Origin of the sequence: Burkholderia cenocepacia (assembly GCF_900446215.1) — a bacterium.
Classification (GTDB): domain Bacteria; phylum Pseudomonadota; class Gammaproteobacteria; order Burkholderiales; family Burkholderiaceae; genus Burkholderia; species Burkholderia cenocepacia.
Genome location: NZ_UAQZ01000007.1, coordinates 645,944 through 663,924, shown reverse-complemented (window position 1 = coordinate 663,924; position 17,981 = coordinate 645,944). Strand labels below are relative to the sequence as shown.

Below are 17,981 nucleotides of genomic sequence, written 5' to 3'. Positions count from 1 at the left end.
GCGATTCGCCGCCGGCCAGCTCGCCGAACGACACGCCGTGCGTGTCGTTCAGGTGCACGATGCGCTGCTCGCGATCGAGCGTCGCCGCGATCACGCACAACCCGCCGAGCACCTGCGCGGCGCCGAAGCGCTCGCGCAGCACGTCGAGGTGGCGCATCCCGTTGAGCATCGGCAGGATCAGCGTCTGCGGCCCGACGAACGGCGCGAACGACGCAATCGCGTCGTCGAGGCTGTACGCCTTGCAGCTCAGCAGCACGAGGTCGAACGGCGCGACGCCAGCGCCCGCGTCGCCCGCGCGCACGGTCTGCACGTTCGCAAGCGTCAGGTCGCCGCGCGGGCTGCGGATCAGCAAGCCATCGCGGGCGAGCGCCGCGGCGCGGCCGTCGCGCACCAGGAACGTCACGTCGCGCCCCGCCGCGGCCAGCCGGCCGCCGAAGTATCCGCCGACCGCGCCGGCCCCTACCACCAGAATCCGCATCGTTGCCTCCTTTCGGTTTGGTTCGGCGTCGCGCCGCCCGTGCGGGCGCGGCGCGCACGCCATCGCCCGACAGTATAGCGGCCGCTGTTATGCATATGCATAGATGCCCGCGCTTGCGTCCTGGGCATGCGGAAATGGCCGCCTCTAAGGGATTTCCCGTCTACGGCGACACGCATGGCGCGCCGTCAAGAGACTTATCCCGTCACGCCGACCCGGCGAGCTTCCACGACTGACCGACCCCCTACCATGCGCACTCTCTCCCTGAATCAGAAACTCGCCTCGATGATCGTCATCCTGTGGCTCGGCCTGCTCGTGATCGCCGGGCTGGGCGCATGGCAGACCCGTACCTCGATGATCGCGGATCGCCGCGATCAGCTCGCGTCGCTGGTCGCGCAGGCCGCGAGCGTGACCGATCACTACTACAAGCTGTCGCAGCAGAACGCGCTGCCGGAAGCCGAAGCGAAGCAGAAGGCGCTCGAGGCGATCGCCGCGATGCGCTACGGTGCAGACGGCTATATCTCGATCAACGATTCGAAGCCGGTGATCGTGATGCATCCGATCAAGTCCGATCTCAACGGCAAGGACGTGTCGAATTTCACCGATCCGAACGGCCGGCACCTGTTCGTCGAGATCGTGAAGGCCGGCAACGCGGAGGGCGGCAAGGGTTTCGTCGAATATCTGTGGCCGAAGCCTGGCGCGGACAAGCCGCAGGACAAGACCAGCGCCGTGCAACGCTTCGCGCCGTGGGACTGGTATCTCGTGACCGGCATGTACATGAACGACGTGCGCTCGGCGGTGCTCGCGAGCGTCGGCCGCTGGCTGGCGATGACGGCCGTGCTCGGTGCAATCGCGACCGCCGTGATGGTGCTGGTGCTGAAAAGCGTGCGCGCGAACCTCGGCGGCGAGCTCGAAGTGGCGCTCGACGCCGCGCAGCGCATCGCGCAGGGCGACCTGACCGCGCGCGTGACTGTGAAGCACGACGATCGCGGCAGCCTGCTGCATGCGCTGCATACGATGCAGAGCGGGCTGATCGACATGGTGTCGCGCGTCCGGATGGGCACCGAGAACATCAACGTCGGCGCGAGCGAGATCGCCTCCGGCAACACGGACCTGTCGCAGCGCACCGAGGAACAGGCGGCCGCGCTCGTGCAGACCGCATCGAGCATGGATGAAATGACCGCGAACGTGAAGCAGAACGCGGACAGCGCCGCGCAGGCAGCGTCGCTCGCCGGCCAGGCCGCGCAGGTCGCGACGCGCGGCAGCGCGGTGGTCGACGACGTCGTGCGCACGATGAACGAGATCACCGACCGCTCGCACAAGATCGGCGACATCATCGGCGTGATCGACGGGATCGCGTTCCAGACCAACATCCTCGCGCTGAACGCGGCCGTCGAAGCGGCGCGCGCGGGCGAACAGGGCCGCGGCTTCGCGGTGGTCGCGGCCGAAGTGCGCTCGCTCGCGCAACGCTCGGCGACGGCGGCCAAGGAGATCAAGTCGCTGATCGTATCGTCGAACGAGACGGTCCAGCACGGCGCGACGCTCGTCACGCATGCAGGCGAGACGATGGCCGAGATCGTGCAGTCGGTGCGGCGCGTGAACGAAATCCTCGACGAAATCAGCCACGCGTCCCGCGAGCAAAGCGCCGGGATCGAGCAGGTCAACCGCGCGGTGGGCGAAATGGACCAGGTCACGCAGCAGAACGCGGCGCTCGTCGAACAGGCCGCGGCGGCCGCGCATTCGCTGCGCGATCAGGCCGAGGCGCTGCGCGACGCGGTGACGCGGTTCGCGTTGCCGGCCTGACGGCGCCCCGCCCGGCCCCTCACGCCGCGCTGCCCGCCCGCCGCGCGGCCTCCCCGCTACCGAGCCCCAGCCCCGCCGCCCGCTGAATCAGCTCGACGTCGTTGCTCGCGCCGAGCTTCTTCATCGCGCTGATCTTCTGTGCGCTGACCGTCTGCTTGCCCTTGCTCAGGCGCTGCGCGATCGTCTTGATCGGCACGCCCGACAGATACAGTCGAATCACCTCGATCTCGCGCGCCGACAGCTTCACGGGCGGGTCGCCGCGGGTGCCGAGCGCATCGACCGCGCGCCGGACGGACGGCGACAGATAGGCGCCGCCGCTGTAACTCGAATGGATCGCCGTGACGATATGGCCGACCTCGTCGAGCTTGCTGACGACGCTCACGCGGCCAATCCCCAGGATCGAGCGGAAGATCAGCGGATTCTCGTTGGCGACCAGCACGACGATCCCGACGTTCGGCCGCATGCGGCGCAGCCAGTCGAACAGCGCGAGGCCGTCCATCTGCTCGTCGCCGGGAATCGCATAGTCGACTAGCACGACGTCGCAGTCGACGCCGCCGAGCGACGCGACCAGTTCGGCCGCGCTCCGGTAGACCGCGACGAGCTCGATCGCGCAGGTGCTGCCCGCGATCTGCTCGATGCCGGCCAGCGTCAACGGCCAGTCGTACGCGACGACGATGCGAACATTGAATTTCCTCATGCGCAGTTTCCTGATGGTTCACCGCCGCGCCACGCGGAACGCGCGCGACCGGTTGGGCGTTGAAAGGACGTTCAGGCTATTTTTAGCCTGAACGTCGATTCTATGAACGTGCGCAAGGGCGCGATATCGGACGGCGTACGAATTGGCGGCCGCAGACGTAATACGGGTTTGATATTTGCGCCGGTTCAACGCCCGGCAGCCGGCGATCGACCGTCGCGGCATCGGCCCGACGGCCAGCGTTGCGCGCCGCACCGCCGCCCAGCGGGTAAAATTGCGCGTTTGCATGCCACCCCGGCCCGCCGGCGGCGAGCGACGCGCCGCTGCCGGCCGCGCGCCACGCCCCTTCGCCGGCTTGCCCGTACTGCCCGCTTTCCTCATGACCGATTCCGACCTGCAATCCGACGACACCTCCATCCACGAAGACGGCCTCTGGCGCGACAACGGCTGGACGGCCCGCATTATCAAGAACGAAGACGACGACGGCTGGGCCGTCGAGATGGTCAAGGACGGCGAGTCCGAGCCCGCGCTCGTCGGTCCGTGGACCATGGGCCGCGACAAGAAGAATCCGAAGCCGATGGACGCGAATGCGTTCCGCACGCTCGTGAAGACCGCGACCGAAGTGCTGATGCGGCACGAACAGCAGCGGCGCGCGATGCTGCACAAGGAGGTGACGGTGCAGGACGAAGCCGGACAGGACGTGTCGGTGACGCTCGACATCGTGCCGGACGAGTTCGAGCCGTATGCGCAGCTCAAGGCTGTCGATCCGTATGGCGAGCTGCTGGCGAACGCGAAGGTGTCGGCCGGATTCAAGCTCAACAAGGCCAGCGCCGAACGCTGGGTCGCATCGGGCTTCGAACGGCCGGCCTGAGCCCGCACGGCGCGCCGACGCACTCGATCAGGCGTCGGCGCCCCGCTCCGCGCGCGCGAGCCGGCGTGCGGCGAGCTTGCGCCGCACGAATTCCTCGAACTGCCGCGTCGCGACCTCCGGGTCGCGCGCGGCCAGCCCCAGCAGGTTGCGCGCGAGCTGGATCGGCGTCAGCACGACGCCCCACGGCAGCCCCCACCAGCCGAGCGTGGCCGACGCGAGCAGCGCGACCGCCTGCTTCCTGCGCCCGCAGCGGCGGCAGCATACGTGGCGCCGCGTCGCCCAGCGCGTGACGAACACGAGCGACACGACGCGATGCGACGCATGGACGTCGACCGGCTGCCCTTCGCGCCGGCAAATCGGGCATGGCCCGTAGCGCCAGTCGTCGACGTACTGCCGGACCTTCGCGTCGGGCACCCGTTCGGCCTCGACGACGACCGGATGCGCATGCGCGCATGCCGGGCTGCAATAGCGGCGACCGTCGATCGACCGTCCGCCGACCAGGAACGTCCTGCCGCACTGACTGCACTCTGCCACGATGACCTCGGATAAGCGTGATGCGCCGCGTGCCGGCCGCGCGCAGGTCGGTGCACGCGTGCCGGCCGGGCCGGTTCATGTCTTAACGGCTGCCGCCGCGCGGTCTTGAGCGGGTGCGTCACGGCACGTCAGCTATGCAGCCCGTGCGCGATCATCAGCCGGTACAGCGTCGCGCGCGAGATGCCGAGCTCCGCCGCGACGTCCGCATGCTGATGGCGGTGACGCAGCAGCGTTTCCTCGATTGCGTGCCGCTCGGCCTGCCGGCGCGCCTGCGCGAGTGTCGGCGGCCGCAGCGACGTGTACGGATGCAGCTCGAGATCGGCGGCCGAGATCAGCGGGCCGCTCGTCATCACGACCGCGAAGCGGATCCGGTTGATCAGTTCCCGCACGTTGCCGGGCCACCGATAGTTGTGGATCGCCTCGATCGCGCACGGCGTGAAGCCGCGAATCCGGTACGAGCCGTCGTCGCGATAGCGCCGCAACACGTCGTCGGCGAGCAGCATGATGTCGCGGCCGCGCATGCGCAGCGGCGGCTCGTCGATCCGCAGCACGCACAGGCGGTAGTACAGGTCGGCGCGAAATCGCCCGGCCTGCATCGCGGCTTCGAGATCGACGTGCGTGGCCGACACGATCCGCACGTCGACCGGAATCGACGCATGGCCGCCCAGCCGCTCGATCTTGCCTTCCTGCAGGAACCGCAGCAGGCTCGCCTGGCTCTCGAACGGCATGTCGCCGATTTCGTCGAGAAACAGCGTGCCGCCGTGCGCGGACTCGATGCGGCCGATCTTGCGCTGGTGCGCGCCGGTGAACGCGCCGCGCTCGTGGCCGAACAGCTCGGCCTGCAGCAGCGTCGTCGGGATGGCCGCGCAGTTCACGGCGACGAACGGTGCATCGGCACGCGACGACTGCCGGTGGATCGCCGCCGCCGTCAGCTCCTTGCCGGTGCCGGATTCGCCGGCGATGAACACGCTCGCGTCGGTGTTCGCGACCTTGCGGATCGTCGCGAACAGCCGGCGCATCGCGCCGCACGCGCCGATCATCGCGCCGTCGGGCGGCGCGGCCTCCGCGGCCGGGTCGCCGTCCGCGAGCTCGAGCATCCCGTATGCATGGCCGACGAGATAGCCAATCGTCGTGTAGGCCGCCGCATTGCGCACGTAGTCGAAGCAGCAATGGCGGATCAGCCGCGCGATCGTGATGTTGCGCAGCCGCTCGCCGTCGGCGAGCGCGACCCAGCCGACGCGCGGGTCACGCAGCAGCGTCTCGAACGACGCGACGTCAGGCGACGCGAAGCTGCCGAAATCGACGATGCCCGCATGCGGACGGTTCGCCTTGACGAGATTCAGCGCGTCCGCGACGGTTTTGGCGCGCCACACTTCCCAGCCGCGCGCCGCGAGCACGTCGACGAGCGCGGCATCGTGCTGCTGCGACAGGTAGACGAGCGGCCGCGACGGCGCGACATGATTGCGCCGGACCGCGAGGAACGGCAGCGTGCTCACCTCCCGTTCGACATCCTCCGCGCCCGACATGCTGAGCTGACAGCAATGGTTCACGATTGCCTCGCCGCATAAGGTTGTGTGTCGGGGCGGCCGTTGCCCGATCGCGCGCGGCGGGGCCCGTGGTCCCGCGGCGCGGCGCCGCTCCGTCCTCGAATCGATGTCGCGTCATCCGATGCGTCAGCGGCAGAACACGACGCGCTGCGTGTAGATCTGCGGCTCGATGACGGGCTTCGCCGATCCGTTGAGATCGTCGCGATAGGCGCGGTAGGTCTTGCCGTTTACCGTCACGTCCGACGCGCGGGCCGTCTCGATCTTGTCGAGCCCGGTATGCCGCCATTCGTTCACCCGGTCCGCCGCGGTGACGCTCGACTCGCCCGCGATCTTCTGCGTGATCGCGCTGCCGTCGCTCCACGGCTGCGTCTGCATGTCCTCGGTGTGCTGCATCGCGCCGACCGTCTTGCCGGTCGACTTCGGCCCGGTCTGCGCGTCGAACGGCGCGCCGCGGCCGTACACCGGCGATTGCCACGACGGCGCGTGACCGGCTTCCGGCACCATGTAGACCATCTGCGGGTCGCCGATCATCATCATCGGCGCGCATGCCGTGTTGTCGGGACGGCCGAGCGTCGACAGCGCCTGCTGGACGCTCGCGGCGTTCGCGAGGGTCTGCTCGCTCAGGATGACGAAGACCGCGGGATTCTGGAAAACCGACTGCGCAGCGGCCTGCACGCTGGCCAGCAACAAAGCGACCAAAAAGATCCTCATGATTGAGGCCTCCTTGCATCCTCGTCACGCAAAAAGAGGTGTTGACCTCGGGGATGGGCACAACACCCGTCAAACCGGAAAAGACGGTCGGGCATCGGGCCGAGCGCCTGCCGTGCGACCCGCGCTCCGGTCGCACGGCAAACCGGCCCGCATGCTCACGACGAGGTACTCGTCGAGATGACGGTCGGCGCCGGCGCGACCGGTGCTGCCGGTGCGGCCTGCTGGTCGACCGTGGCGGGTGGCAACGCTTGCGCCGGATCGGTCAGCGCCGGCGTGCCGGCGGCGGCTTGTGCAGCCGCCGTGCCAGCGGCTCCGACCGCGTCCGGCACTTTCGCGTCGGCGGCCGGCAGGTCGGCGGGTGCCGCGGCAACGGCAGGCTGCGCGGGTTCCGGTGCTGGCGCTTCGGCGGCTGCCTGCGGCGCGGGCTCGGCAGCCTTCGCGTCGGCGGCCGGCGCCGCGACGACGGCTGCCGCCGGCATCGGTTCGGCCACCGGCTCACCCGCGGCTTGCGCGGCGTCGGTCGCGGCGGGCATCGGCTCCGGGGCCTTGTCGGCGACCGGCGGGACCTGCTCCGGCGCCTGGTCGGCCACGGCCGGCGCGGGCTCGGGCGCCTTGTCCGCGACCGGCTGCGCGGGCTCCGGCGCCTTCGTATCGGCGACCGGTGCGGCGGGCGCGGGCGATGCCTTGTCTGCCACTGCCGGCGCGGCGATGACGGCTGCCGCCGGCACGGCGGCCATTGCGGCCGCCGGTACCACCGACGCCGCGGGTGCCGCGGCGACGGCAGGCGCGGCAGCAGCAGCCGGTGCCGCGGCCGCCGGAACTGCGGCGGCAACCGTCGGCACTGCGACGGCCGGAGCAGCCGCGGCGACGGCCGGAGCCGCGGCGACCGGCGCCATCACCGGTACCGGCACCGAAACGGGCGCCGCGCGCATCGACGTCGTCTCGATCGGGCGCGTCGGTGCGGGCGCCGGCGCGGCCGAGCCGAGCGGCGGCAGGCCCATCCGGTCGCGCACGATCGGATCGCGATACTTCACGTCGTCCGCGACGGTCGCTTCGACGCTGGGCGCCACGTTCGAACGCGCGAGCGGCGCGGTCGTGCCCGGGCACAGGTGCCCGGTCGCTTCCACCGCGCGCCGGTTCGCATCGCTCTGGCAGAGCAGCGCGAGCGCCACGTCGGTCAGCCCCATCGCGCGAAATTCACGCGCATCGAGACGCCGCACGCAGGCCTGGTCGACCAGCGTCGTGCCGCCCGTCGCGCCGAACCCCGGGAACGACACGCCGACGCTCACCGAGCCCATGCAGGTATCGGACAGCGTGGTCGTGAGGCCGGGCGCCTGGATCGACGGGTTCGTCTTGATCGTCTGCGTGCCCGAGTAATTGACGTTTTCCGTCGCCTGGGTGTTGTACGGGCTGGTGCCGGGTGCGCCGGCCGCGAGCGCGTTCGTGCTCTGCGGCGTCACGTTGCCGCCGGCCGTGCTGGACGGCAGCGTCACGTTGACGTTCACGCTCGAATTGCCGCTGCCGCGCACACCGCTGGAACTGGTGGCATTGCCGCCGCGCGAGCTGGTCGTATTCGTGTTCATGCTCGAGCCGCCGCCCTGGCTGATGGCCGTCGACGATGTCGACGACTGCGCGCTCGACGTCGAATCGGCGGTTTGTGCCTGTGCACCGATCGTGGTCATCGCGAACATCGCCGCACATGCCACCTTGATCCTGTTGCTGTTCATTTCACTCTCCGGACGAGGTTTGTCCTCCACCCAGGCAACCGTACTAATTCCCCTGAATGCCTTCAGTTTTCGCTGCTTCCCCGAACTGCTTCCAGCCGCTGCCCAGCTGGGACCACGAGCCGGCCGACACGCCCTGCCACTGCTGGGTGTCCGGTCCGCCGATGGCACTGCCCGACGAAAGCGTTTGTTGTTCTGACGGTTTGGTTGTCTGGTCAGGGTTGTTTGACGTCTGCATAGTCGATTGCCCACCATCGGCAGCACGGTCAGCGCCATACGCCGTCAGAGACGCGAGCATCAGAGCGGCGGCAATCAGGTTCTGCTTCATGCCAACTCCTTACGTGACAACAATGCGGAAAAGAGACCAGCGTCGCTGGGAAACTGGTCCCCCCCACACCTGACTAATGACTGCTCCCGGTCGCGCTCGAGTCGCCCTGGCTTCCGCCCGATGCGGACGGCGAACCGGCCGGACCGGTACTCCACACGGTCGACGAGTTGTAGTGATTCGAGCCCGCGATCGCGCCCGATCCGCCACTGCCCGTCCATCCCGCGGCTCCCGCGTTGGCATTGCCGTGGTCGTTCGCGCCCGTGGCCGTGTAGTGGTTCGCGCCGAGTACGATCGTGGCGGTCACCCCTCCCGAAAGCGCATTCGCGTTCTCGTTCGTGCTGCCGTTTCCAGCGAACGAGCCTGCGGCACCGATACCGCCGCCTGCCGCGAACGCGCCCCCGTTCGTGCCCGAACCGCTGGCCGTCGAAGTCGAGTTGTGATAAGCGGACGCCGTGCCGGCGGAGCCGCTGGGCGTCACGGTACTTCCTGCATTCGCGCCGGCCGTCGATGTCGAATTGCTGGTATAGCTGCCGGAGCCGACCAGCACCGAACCGGAAACACCCGCCGCAACGGATTGCGTCTGGTTGGTCGTGGACGATCCGGCCGCCAACGCAGCGGACGAAATGACGGTGAGCGCTGTCGCTAAAATGACTTTGGCTTTCATAGCAATTCCTTGCTGTGAGGAAGTTCGACGGTGGCGGAGCCGGGCCCGCCCTCGCGGGACGAAACCCGGCATCCGTACCGCCAGCCAATGACGAACGCTACGCGTCGCGGCTTAGTGGTGATACGTCCAGCCGATCGAGCCGGCGTTCGCACCGCTGCTGCCGCCCGCTTGTGCGCCGCCGAAGCCGAAGCCGCCGACCGTCGACGTTTGAGTGTGGTTCGTGTACGAGATCGAACCGCTGCTGCCGCCACCGGCCGTTGCGCCGGCTGCGCCGAGTGCCGAGCCCGAATCGGTCGCGGAGAAGTGGCCGAACCCGGCGACCCCTGCCATCGTCTGGCCACCGCTCGACGAGTTGCTGCTCGACACCGTGCCGCTGCCGGCGAACGCTGCACCCGAAACCGCCAGAACTGCTGCTGCAATCAGAAGCTTCTTCATGGTCGACTCCATAACGGCGTGGAGAGAATGAGCATGGAAGATCGCACGCCATCAATCTTCCTGCCTCGAGCAATCCTTAAAAATAAGGATCAATATCTAATAAATAAGCTATTGCTTACCCGTAAATGGCGTTTTTATTTTTGGCCAGCCGAAGTCTAGTTTTATGTTTTTAAGTTGTCCAAAATTTCCGAGTAGGTGTTTTCTATTATTTTTATGAACATTAAAATGTTCTCAAAACACCATTGATGAAATTAACCGGAATGGCGAGCACACCTTTCCGGCTCGCGATTTTCAATACCCCGTCGAAAACCGATGCCGGCACTGGCACCCGTTTCCGGAATTGAAAATCAGCGAATATATTTACAACCGCAAAATTCAGCGCCCGCGCGACGTGCGCCCTTCATCCGGGCGACGACGGGCCTGCATTGCAGCCAGACGACATGTCTGCTCCCTGAGCTGACGAAGAAAGGCCTTCCGGATAACCCGGCCGACGCGCGTTCGATCTAGTCCGGCCGGCGCCGGCACTGACCCGGCGCGATCGAAACGGCTCTGCACGGTTGAAGAGGAATCGGCGCCACGCTGTTCGGCACGAACGGCATGCCCCATCCGGGAACGCTGAATGAAGTCGAGCGCCGCTGTCGCCGGGTTGCCGCGCGAAGCGACAACCGCTCCAGCACGCGGCGCGCGCGGAGGGCAGGAAATCTGCAAGGCGCAACCGGCGACGCTGGCACTGCGCCGCAAGCCACACCCCGATCGTGCCGACTACCCCTGTGGTCCGCCAGAAACGCGCGGATCAAGCCACTGCTTATAGTGTTCATCGCCGCTTCCCCGACTGGCTCGTGACGAACTGGCCGCCCCCACATCATTGTTGCAACGTGTCGACCGCTCGCCGGTGCGTCCCATGTCGCAAACCGCATGCCACGCGATATTCCACCGAGCATTGCGCGCCGCATGCGACCGCCAGCCCTGACGATTTCGCCCGGAACGGCATTTTTTGTTTCAGGAATGTATCGCGATAACGGGATGCACTTGGCAGCGATCATTGAACACTGCGACGTAATGCCGTGATTTGACGGACGAATCCGGCGTGCCGAGGCGCCCCGGACGCCCCTGCGAACGGTTGTTTCAAACTTGAGAAGCGGCCGTCGACACCTGGCCCACGGTTCGCGCGTTTCCACTGACAAACCGCGTGTTGCGGCATGCCGGCAACCGTCCATTCCCCCCGGCGGACGGGGATCCCGGCGCTCGATGATCCCCGCCGAACGGCCGCCGATACGACCGGAACACGGGTTCACCCCGAAATACGAAACGAATTTGATTCATCCGTGAAAATACCCACACGATCATCCGGTGAAAAAAGCTTGCCTTCCGGCACGTTGCAGGCGTAATAATTAAAACAAATGTAAACCCGCGATCCCGGCAAAAACATACGCATCATTTTTTCATTTCCGTTCGATTCACCTTTCACCGCCTGGCCTCGATGAGCAATTCATTGAAGAGACGTTTTCGATCGGTTATCCGCCTAATTCTCATCACTGAAACATGCCGATTAAAAACCGCTTTCACGCCTTCAATGTCTTAAAAGCCTGATTCGACGCGCGTTTCGTCGTATCGAACCGTATCGATCCCGCGATCGCCACGGGCGCTTCCCTGTCCCCACGATTCACGCATGAAACACAAACGCGCGTGCCGAACGGCCATTGCGCGGCCACGCCCGCATCCAGCGGGACTTCGTCATTCATGGCATGCCGATTGCCTGATGTCCGGCTCTCACCGAGCGGCACGCCACGGCACACGACATACAAGCGGCGGCCCCTCGTCAATCAGCGTGTCGGGGAAAAGGCGATGAAGATCACCACCGATCGATCGACGCTTGCGTCGTTCAAGCATCAACGGGGTTGTCAGCGAAACCGGAGCGCCTGTCGCGGCGCTTCGTCGACATCGGCACATGCGGACCGGCGCCCGCCGAAGCGATACCCGTGCAGCGGGATGGAACGGGTGCGCGACGCCGTCGAGTACATCGACGTGTGGTTCCTGGAGATGCTCGACGAAGGAGAAAGCGATGAATGACAGGGTCGCGATCGACACGCGCGCCGGCCGGCGCGTACTGGTGACGGGTGGCGCAGGTTTTCTCGGCAGCTACGTCTGCGAACGGCTCGTCATGGAAGGCGCGTTCGTCACCTGCGTCGACAGCCTGCTGACGGGACGCAAGCTCAACGTCGCCGACCTGAAGGCGTCCGGCCGGTTCGAATTCGTGAAGGGCGACGTGTCGCTCGGCCTGCCGCAGCTGCAGGTGGATGAAATCTGGAATCTCGCGTGCGCGGCCTCCCCGCCCACCTACCAGATCGATCCGGTCCACACGATGATGACGAACGTGCTCGGCATGAACCACTGTCTCGCGCTGGCGCGCCGGACCGGCGCGCGCGTGTTCCAGGCGTCGACCAGCGAGATCTACGGCGACCCCGGCGTCCATCCGCAGATGGAAACCTATCGCGGCAACGTGAACACGATCGGCCCGCGTGCGTGCTACGACGAAGGCAAGCGTGCGGCCGAGGCGCTGTGCTACGACTACTACCGTTCGCACGGCGTCGACGTGCGCGTCGCGCGCATCTTCAATACCTACGGGCCGCGCATGTCGCCGCGCGACGGCCGCGTCGTGTCGAACTTCATCGTCGCCGCGCTCAATGGCGCCGCGCTCGAGATCTACGGCGACGGCCGGCAGACACGCTCGTTCTGCTTCGTCAGCGACCTGATCGACGGCTTCTTCAGCCTGATGGACGCCCCGCGCAACGTCGGCACACCGGTCAACATCGGCAATCCCGGCGAATTCACGATGATCGAACTTGCGGAGCAAGTCCTCGCGATCACGGGCTCGACCTCGGAGATCGTGTTCCGGCCGCTGCCGATCGACGATCCGCACCAGCGCAAGCCCGACATCTCGGTCGCCGCGACGGAGCTCGGCTGGCGGCCGGCGATCGATCTCGACGAAGGCCTGCGCCGCACGGTCGACTATTTCAGCCGCGAACTGTGGCTCGCGCCGGTGCTGCGCGGGACCGGAGCGGTCGCATGAAAGTGCTCGTGACAGGGGGAGCGGGCTATATCGGCAGCCATACGTGCAAGGCGCTCGCGGAAGCGGGACACGAGCCCGTCGCGTACGACAACCTGTCGACCGGTCATCGCGACGCGGTCCGCTGGGGGCCGCTCGTCGCGGCCGACATCCTCGACCGCGATGCGCTGTCGCGCGCGCTCGCCGCGCACCGGCCCGACGTCGTGATCCATTTCGCCGCGCTCGCCTACGTCGGCGAATCGGTGCTCGCGCCCGAGCGCTACTACACGGTCAACGTGACGGGCACCTGCACGCTGCTGAGCGCGATGCGCGCAGCCGGCGTGGGCAGGATCGTGATGTCGTCGTCGTGCGCGACGTACGGCATTCCGGAGGCGCTGCCGATCTCGGAGCGCACGCCGCAGCGGCCGATCAATCCGTACGGCTTCACGAAGTACGCGATGGAGCGGATGGCCGCCGATTTCGAACGCGCGTACGGGCTGAAATGGATCGCGCTGCGCTACTTCAACGCGGCGGGCGCGGACCCCGACGGCGCGATCGGCGAATGCCACGCACCGGAAACGCACGCGCTGCCGCTGGCGATCCGCGCGGCGCTGCGCACCGGCGACGCATTCCGGGTAATGGGCACCGACTACCCGACGCCGGACGGCTCGGCGATTCGCGACTACGTGCACGTGAGCGACCTTGCCGACGCCCACCTGAAGGCAAGCGCCTATCTGTGCGGCGGCGGCCCGAGCGTCGCGCTGAACCTCGGCACCGGAAACGGGACGTCGGTGCTCGCCGCGTTGCGCGCGGTCGAGGCCGTGACGGGCCGCCGCGTGCCGACGGTGCTGGCCGCGCGCCGCCCGGGCGATCCGCCCGCGCTGTACGCCGACGCGACGATGGCCGCGCGGGTGCTCGGCTGGCGGCCCCGCTTCACCGCGATCGAGCCGATGGTCGAACACGCTGCGGCGTGGTTTCAGAAGGAGCGGCAACGCGAATCCAGCAGGTAACGACGCAAGCGTCGTCACAAGCCACCCAGGGGAACAACCATGAATGTGCGGATCGCCATCGTCGGTACGGGCTACGTCGGCCTGGTCAGCGGCACATGCCTTGCCGAGCTCGGGCATGACGTCGTCTGCATCGACAACAATCGCGGCAAGATCGACGCGCTGAACGAAGGCCGCATGCCGATCTACGAACCGGGTCTCGACGCCGTCGTCGCCCGCAACGTCGAACGCGGCACGCTGCGCTTCAGCAACGACCTCGCCGCCAGCGTGCGCGATCGCGATGCGGTGTTCATCGCGGTCGGCACGCCGACGCTGCCCGGCACCGACCACGCGGATTTGCAATACGTCGAGGCGGCCGCGCGGGAAATCGCGGCGAACCTGACCGGCTTCGCGGTGATCGTCACCAAGTCGACGGTGCCGGTCGGCACCAACCGGATCGTCGCGCAGATCGTCGACTGCTGCGCGCCGGACGGCGTCGACGCGGCGATCGCGTCGAATCCGGAATTCCTGCGCGAAGGCTCGGCGATCGACGATTTCATGCATCCCGATCGCATCGTGTTCGGCGCCGAGCATCCGCGTGCGATCGAGATCATGAAGGCGATCTACGCGCCGCTGGAAGCGGCCGGCCATCTCGTGCTCGCGACCGAGATCGAGACGGCCGAACTCGTCAAATACGCGGCGAATGCGTTTCTCGCGGTGAAGATCAGCTACATCAACGAGATCTCCGACCTGTGCGAAGCGGTCGGCGCCGACGTCGAGCTGGTCGCGAACGGGATGGGCCTCGACCGGCGCATCGGCGCGTCGTTCCTGAAAGCCGGCCCCGGCTGGGGCGGCTCGTGCTTCCCGAAGGACACGCGCGCGCTGAAGGCGACGGCCTCCCAGCATGCGGTGCCGCTGCGCATCGTCAGCGCGGCGATCGAATCGAACGCGCTGCGCAAGGAGCAGATCCTCCGGCGCATCGAGAACGCGTGCGGCGGCTCGATCAAGGGCAAGCGCATCGCGGTGCTCGGCCTCACCTTCAAAGGCCAGACCGACGACGTGCGCGAAAGCCCGAGCATCGACGTAATCCAGTTGCTCGTCGGCGCCGGCGCACATATCCGCGCGTACGACCCGGCGCGTCCGCACGAGGCGTCGCGGCTGCTGCCGCAGGTGTTCATGGAAGGCTCCGCGGTCGATGCGGTACGCAGCGCCGATGCCGTCGTCGTGATGACCGAATGGAAGGCGTTCGAGACGCTCGATCTCGCCGACCTCGCGGATCACATGGCCGACCCCGTGATGCTCGACATGCGCAACCTGTTCAGCGAACGGCTGGCCGCCGACAGCGGCTTTCGCCGCTACGAACGCGTGGGCCGCTCGTGCGGCGAGCGCTCGCCGGCAGACCCGGCCGCGGAACCCGCGAACGCGAGCGCGGACACCCGGCCGCAGCGCGGCCTGCTTCAGCACTGATGGTCCGACCTTGACGGGAGAGCACCATGAAGAAGCTGGTTGCGTCGCCTGCCGGTGCGCTTGCGCCGGATACCGCCGATACCACGGACGCTCCGGACACCGAAGCAGGTCGCGCCGATGCGCGGCACGCGGCGGTTCCGTTCGTGGTCCCGCTGATGGACAGCGGGACCCGGATCGTGTTCCAGATCCTCGCGCTGGGCTGGTTCGTCGCGCTGGGCATCTTCTGGCGCTGGTGGCTGCGCGACGAGCACTATGTCGATGCGTTCCGCTTCGGCGTCAACTGCTTCGTGCTGTTCTGGACCACCTTCATTCCCGGCTATTTCATCTTCATCATCCGCTCGGCGGTCGTGCCGAACCCCGCGCTGCCCGTGCCGCGCGACTGGCGCGTCGCGATGGTCGTCACCAAGGCGCCGTCCGAGCCGTTCGACATCGTGCGCACGACGCTGCTCGCGATGCTCGACCAGACCTATCCGCACGACACGTGGCTCGCCGATGAAGACCCGTCGCCCGCCACGCTCGACTGGTGCCGCGAGCACGGCGTGTTCGTGTCGACGCGGCGCGGCATCGCCGCGTATCACCGGGCGAGCTGGCCGCGCCGGACCCGCTGCAAGGAAGGCAATCTCGCGTACTTCTACGACCGGGTCGGCTACGACAACTACGATTTCGTGTCGCAGCTCGACGCCGACCACGTGCCGACCCGCACCTATCTCGAGGAAATGCTGCGGCCGTTCGTCGATCCGGACGTCGGCTACGTGTCGGCCCCGAGCATCTGCGACAGCAATGCGGCCGGCAGCTGGAGCGCGCGCGGCCGCGTCAACGTCGAAGGGCCGCTGCACGGCACGATGCAGGCCGGCTACGCGGGCGGCCTCGCGCCGCTGTGCATCGGCTCGCACTATGCGGTGCGCTGCCGCGCGCTGCGCGAGATCGGCGGGCTCGGGCCCGAACTCGCCGAGGATCACTCGACCACGATGATCTTCAACGCGAAGGGCTGGCGCGGCATGCATGCGCTGAACGCGATCGCGAACGGCGAAGGACCGCGCACGTTCGGCGATCTCGCGACGCAGGAATTCCAGTGGTCCAAGAGCGTGATGATCATCATGCTGCGCTACACGCGCCGCTATTTCATGGGCCTGCCGCTGAAGCTGAAGGCGCAGTTCCTGTTCTGCCAGCTGTGGTATCCGCTGTGCGCGCTCGCGATGGCCGGCAGCGTCGTGATTCCGGTCGTCGCGTTGCTGACCGGCCGCGTGTGGGCGCACGTCGACTACCTCACGTACCTCACCTACGCGCTGCCGCTCACCGTGCTGATCCTGTGCGTCGTGACGTGGGCCACGCATTCGACGCAGTCGTGCCGGCCGCTGAATACCAAGCTGTTGTCGTGGGAGGGGCTCACGTTCGTGTTCGCGCGCTGGCCGTGGGTCGTGCTCGGCTGCGTGTCGGCGCTGCTCGACTGCGTGCGCGGCAGGGAATTTCCGTTCAAGGTCACGCCGAAGGGCGGCATGGTCGAGCAGGACGCGCCGCTGCGCGTCGTCGCGCCTTACCTGCTGATCTCGCTGTTCTGCAGCCTGCCGGTGGTCGCGATCGAGAATCCGCGCAACGCGGCCGGCTTCTATCTGTTCTCGACGCTGACGGGCATCCTGTATTTCGTGATCGCCGCCGTCATCGCCGTGCATCACGGCAAGGAGCAAGGACTCGACGCGTCGACGTTCACACAGATGTTCGTCAGCCGCCTGCCCGTGCGCAACGCGCTGTTCGTCTTCGCGCTGGCGATGCTGCTGACGGCCATCGGGCTGCGCGCACCGCACGGCTGGCAGGCGATGATGTGGCGCTCGGGCGTGCCGGTCGTCGCGATGGTCGAACCCGCGGCGGGGGAGCCGGTGAAGCAGCCCGCGCTCGGCGCCTACGACCCCGACGACGCGCTCGCGGCCGCGCCGGGCATCGCATTCGATCATGTATTCGTGTCGTGGAACGCGCCCGATATCGACGCGGAAATCGGCAACGCATACCGGGCCGCGCAAGCCCGCAACCGCTCGCTGATGCTGACCGTCGAGCCGTGGGCGGCGGACGGCACGCGACCGGGCACGTTGCTCGCCGATATCGCGCGCGGCCGCTACGACGCGCGGATCGCCGCGACCTGCTCGGCGCTCGTCGCGTTGAAGGGGCCGGTGTTCGTGCGATGGGGCCACGAGATGGAGACGGACACCGGACGCTATCCGTGGGCCGTCGGCGATGCCTCGGCTTACGTCGATGCGTACCGGCGCGTCGTCACCGCGTGCCGCACGATGACCGACCAGATCCGCTTCGTGTGGTCGCCGGCCGGCAACCGCAATCTCGGCGACTATTTCCCGGGGCGCGGCTATGTGGACGAAGTCGGCCTGTCGGTATTCGACTGCCCGCGCTGCGCGATCTGGCCGCCCGGCGGCCGGTTCTCGGCCGCGAGCATCCTGCGCACCAAATACGAACGGGTGGCCGACTACGGCTTGCCGGTGATGGTCGCGGAGCTCGGCGTCGACGGGTCGAACGCGCGCAAGCGCGCGGAACTCGACGAATTCCAGCGCTCGCTGTGGCGCTATCCGTTGTTGAAGGCGGTGGTCTACTTCAACGCGGTCGACACGCCCGGCGCGTGGCCCGCGCACTATGTGCCGGACTGGCGGATCGCGCCGGCGTACCTGCAGACGACGGTCGTCGCGAAATGACGA

General features: G+C 67.5%; 17 protein-coding genes. 7 read left to right on the top strand and 10 right to left on the bottom strand.

Annotation, left to right across the window (positions count from 1 at the left end; all coding sequences use genetic code 11):
- Positions 1–478 (bottom strand): 2-dehydropantoate 2-reductase N-terminal domain-containing protein (locus DTA15_RS16920; RefSeq protein ID WP_305889191.1); only part of this gene is annotated, 478 nt, incomplete at its 3' end.
- 246 nt (positions 479–724) lie between these two features.
- On the opposite strand from DTA15_RS16920, the gene DTA15_RS16915 reads away from it, so the two are divergent.
- Entirely contained in the window at positions 725–2,278 is a 1,554-nt protein-coding gene (locus DTA15_RS16915; RefSeq protein ID WP_012493463.1) for a methyl-accepting chemotaxis protein, read from the top strand.
- 19 nt (positions 2,279–2,297) lie between these two features.
- On the opposite strand, the gene DTA15_RS16910 is transcribed toward DTA15_RS16915, so the two are convergent.
- Positions 2,298–2,975, bottom strand: a complete 678-nt coding sequence (locus DTA15_RS16910) for a LuxR C-terminal-related transcriptional regulator (RefSeq protein WP_006482022.1) — start codon at positions 2,973–2,975, stop codon at positions 2,298–2,300.
- Positions 2,976–3,351: 376 nt separating this feature from the next.
- Between DTA15_RS16910 and DTA15_RS16900 the strand changes: the two genes are divergently transcribed.
- Complete coding sequence (locus tag DTA15_RS16900; protein WP_006482019.1) at positions 3,352–3,843, top strand: hypothetical protein; 492 nt, start codon at positions 3,352–3,354, stop codon at positions 3,841–3,843.
- 27 nt (positions 3,844–3,870) lie between these two features.
- On the opposite strand, the gene DTA15_RS16895 is transcribed toward DTA15_RS16900, so the two are convergent.
- The 8 genes from DTA15_RS16895 to DTA15_RS16855 all read right to left on the bottom strand — a co-directional run bounded on the left by DTA15_RS16895 (position 3,871) and on the right by DTA15_RS16855 (position 11,528).
- Positions 3,871–4,377, bottom strand: a complete 507-nt coding sequence (locus tag DTA15_RS16895) for a hypothetical protein (RefSeq protein ID WP_006482025.1) — start codon at positions 4,375–4,377, stop codon at positions 3,871–3,873.
- A gap of 128 nt (positions 4,378–4,505) precedes the next feature.
- Positions 4,506–5,903, bottom strand: coding sequence for a sigma-54 dependent transcriptional regulator (locus DTA15_RS16890; protein ID WP_006482021.1), 1,398 nt, complete (start codon positions 5,901–5,903; stop codon positions 4,506–4,508).
- Between the two features lie 147 nt (positions 5,904–6,050).
- Complete coding sequence (locus tag DTA15_RS16885) at positions 6,051–6,635, bottom strand: hypothetical protein (RefSeq protein ID WP_006496160.1); 585 nt, start codon at positions 6,633–6,635, stop codon at positions 6,051–6,053.
- 155 nt (positions 6,636–6,790) lie between these two features.
- The gene (locus DTA15_RS16880; RefSeq protein WP_012493465.1) at positions 6,791–8,362 is read right to left on the bottom strand and encodes a hypothetical protein; all 1,572 of its coding nucleotides are present in this window, start codon (positions 8,360–8,362) and stop codon (positions 6,791–6,793) included.
- A 43-nt stretch (positions 8,363–8,405) separates the two neighbouring features.
- On the bottom strand, positions 8,406–8,687 hold the full coding sequence (locus tag DTA15_RS16875; RefSeq protein ID WP_006491003.1) for a hypothetical protein: 282 nt from the start codon (positions 8,685–8,687) through the stop codon (positions 8,406–8,408).
- Between the two features lie 73 nt (positions 8,688–8,760).
- The gene (locus DTA15_RS16870; RefSeq protein ID WP_006491002.1) at positions 8,761–9,351 is read right to left on the bottom strand and encodes a hypothetical protein; all 591 of its coding nucleotides are present in this window, start codon (positions 9,349–9,351) and stop codon (positions 8,761–8,763) included.
- 111 nt (positions 9,352–9,462) lie between these two features.
- Complete coding sequence (locus DTA15_RS16865; protein ID WP_006491010.1) at positions 9,463–9,786, bottom strand: hypothetical protein; 324 nt, start codon at positions 9,784–9,786, stop codon at positions 9,463–9,465.
- Positions 9,787–11,348: 1,562 nt separating this feature from the next.
- A complete protein-coding gene (locus DTA15_RS16855) occupies positions 11,349–11,528 on the bottom strand; it encodes a hypothetical protein (protein WP_006491001.1) in 180 nt (59 codons plus the stop codon).
- Between the two features lie 103 nt (positions 11,529–11,631).
- Between DTA15_RS16855 and DTA15_RS39075 the strand changes: the two genes are divergently transcribed.
- The 5 genes from DTA15_RS39075 to DTA15_RS16830 are packed head-to-tail and all read left to right on the top strand — an operon-like array spanning position 11,632 to position 17,978.
- Complete coding sequence (locus tag DTA15_RS39075) at positions 11,632–11,856, top strand: hypothetical protein (RefSeq protein ID WP_006491004.1); 225 nt, start codon at positions 11,632–11,634, stop codon at positions 11,854–11,856.
- A complete protein-coding gene (locus DTA15_RS16845; protein WP_006491006.1) occupies positions 11,849–12,856 on the top strand; it encodes a UDP-glucuronic acid decarboxylase family protein in 1,008 nt (335 codons plus the stop codon). Before DTA15_RS39075 ends, DTA15_RS16845 begins: the two co-directional genes overlap by 8 nt.
- On the top strand, positions 12,853–13,842 hold the full coding sequence (gene galE / locus DTA15_RS16840) for a UDP-glucose 4-epimerase GalE (protein ID WP_012493466.1): 990 nt from the start codon (positions 12,853–12,855) through the stop codon (positions 13,840–13,842). Before DTA15_RS16845 ends, galE begins: the two co-directional genes overlap by 4 nt.
- Before the next feature lie 39 nt (positions 13,843–13,881).
- Entirely contained in the window at positions 13,882–15,285 is a 1,404-nt protein-coding gene (locus tag DTA15_RS16835; RefSeq protein WP_006485800.1) for a UDP-glucose dehydrogenase family protein, read from the top strand.
- Positions 15,286–15,311: 26 nt separating this feature from the next.
- A complete protein-coding gene (locus DTA15_RS16830; RefSeq protein ID WP_006485802.1) occupies positions 15,312–17,978 on the top strand; it encodes a glycosyltransferase family 2 protein in 2,667 nt (888 codons plus the stop codon).
- Positions 17,979–17,981 lie beyond the last annotated feature (3 nt).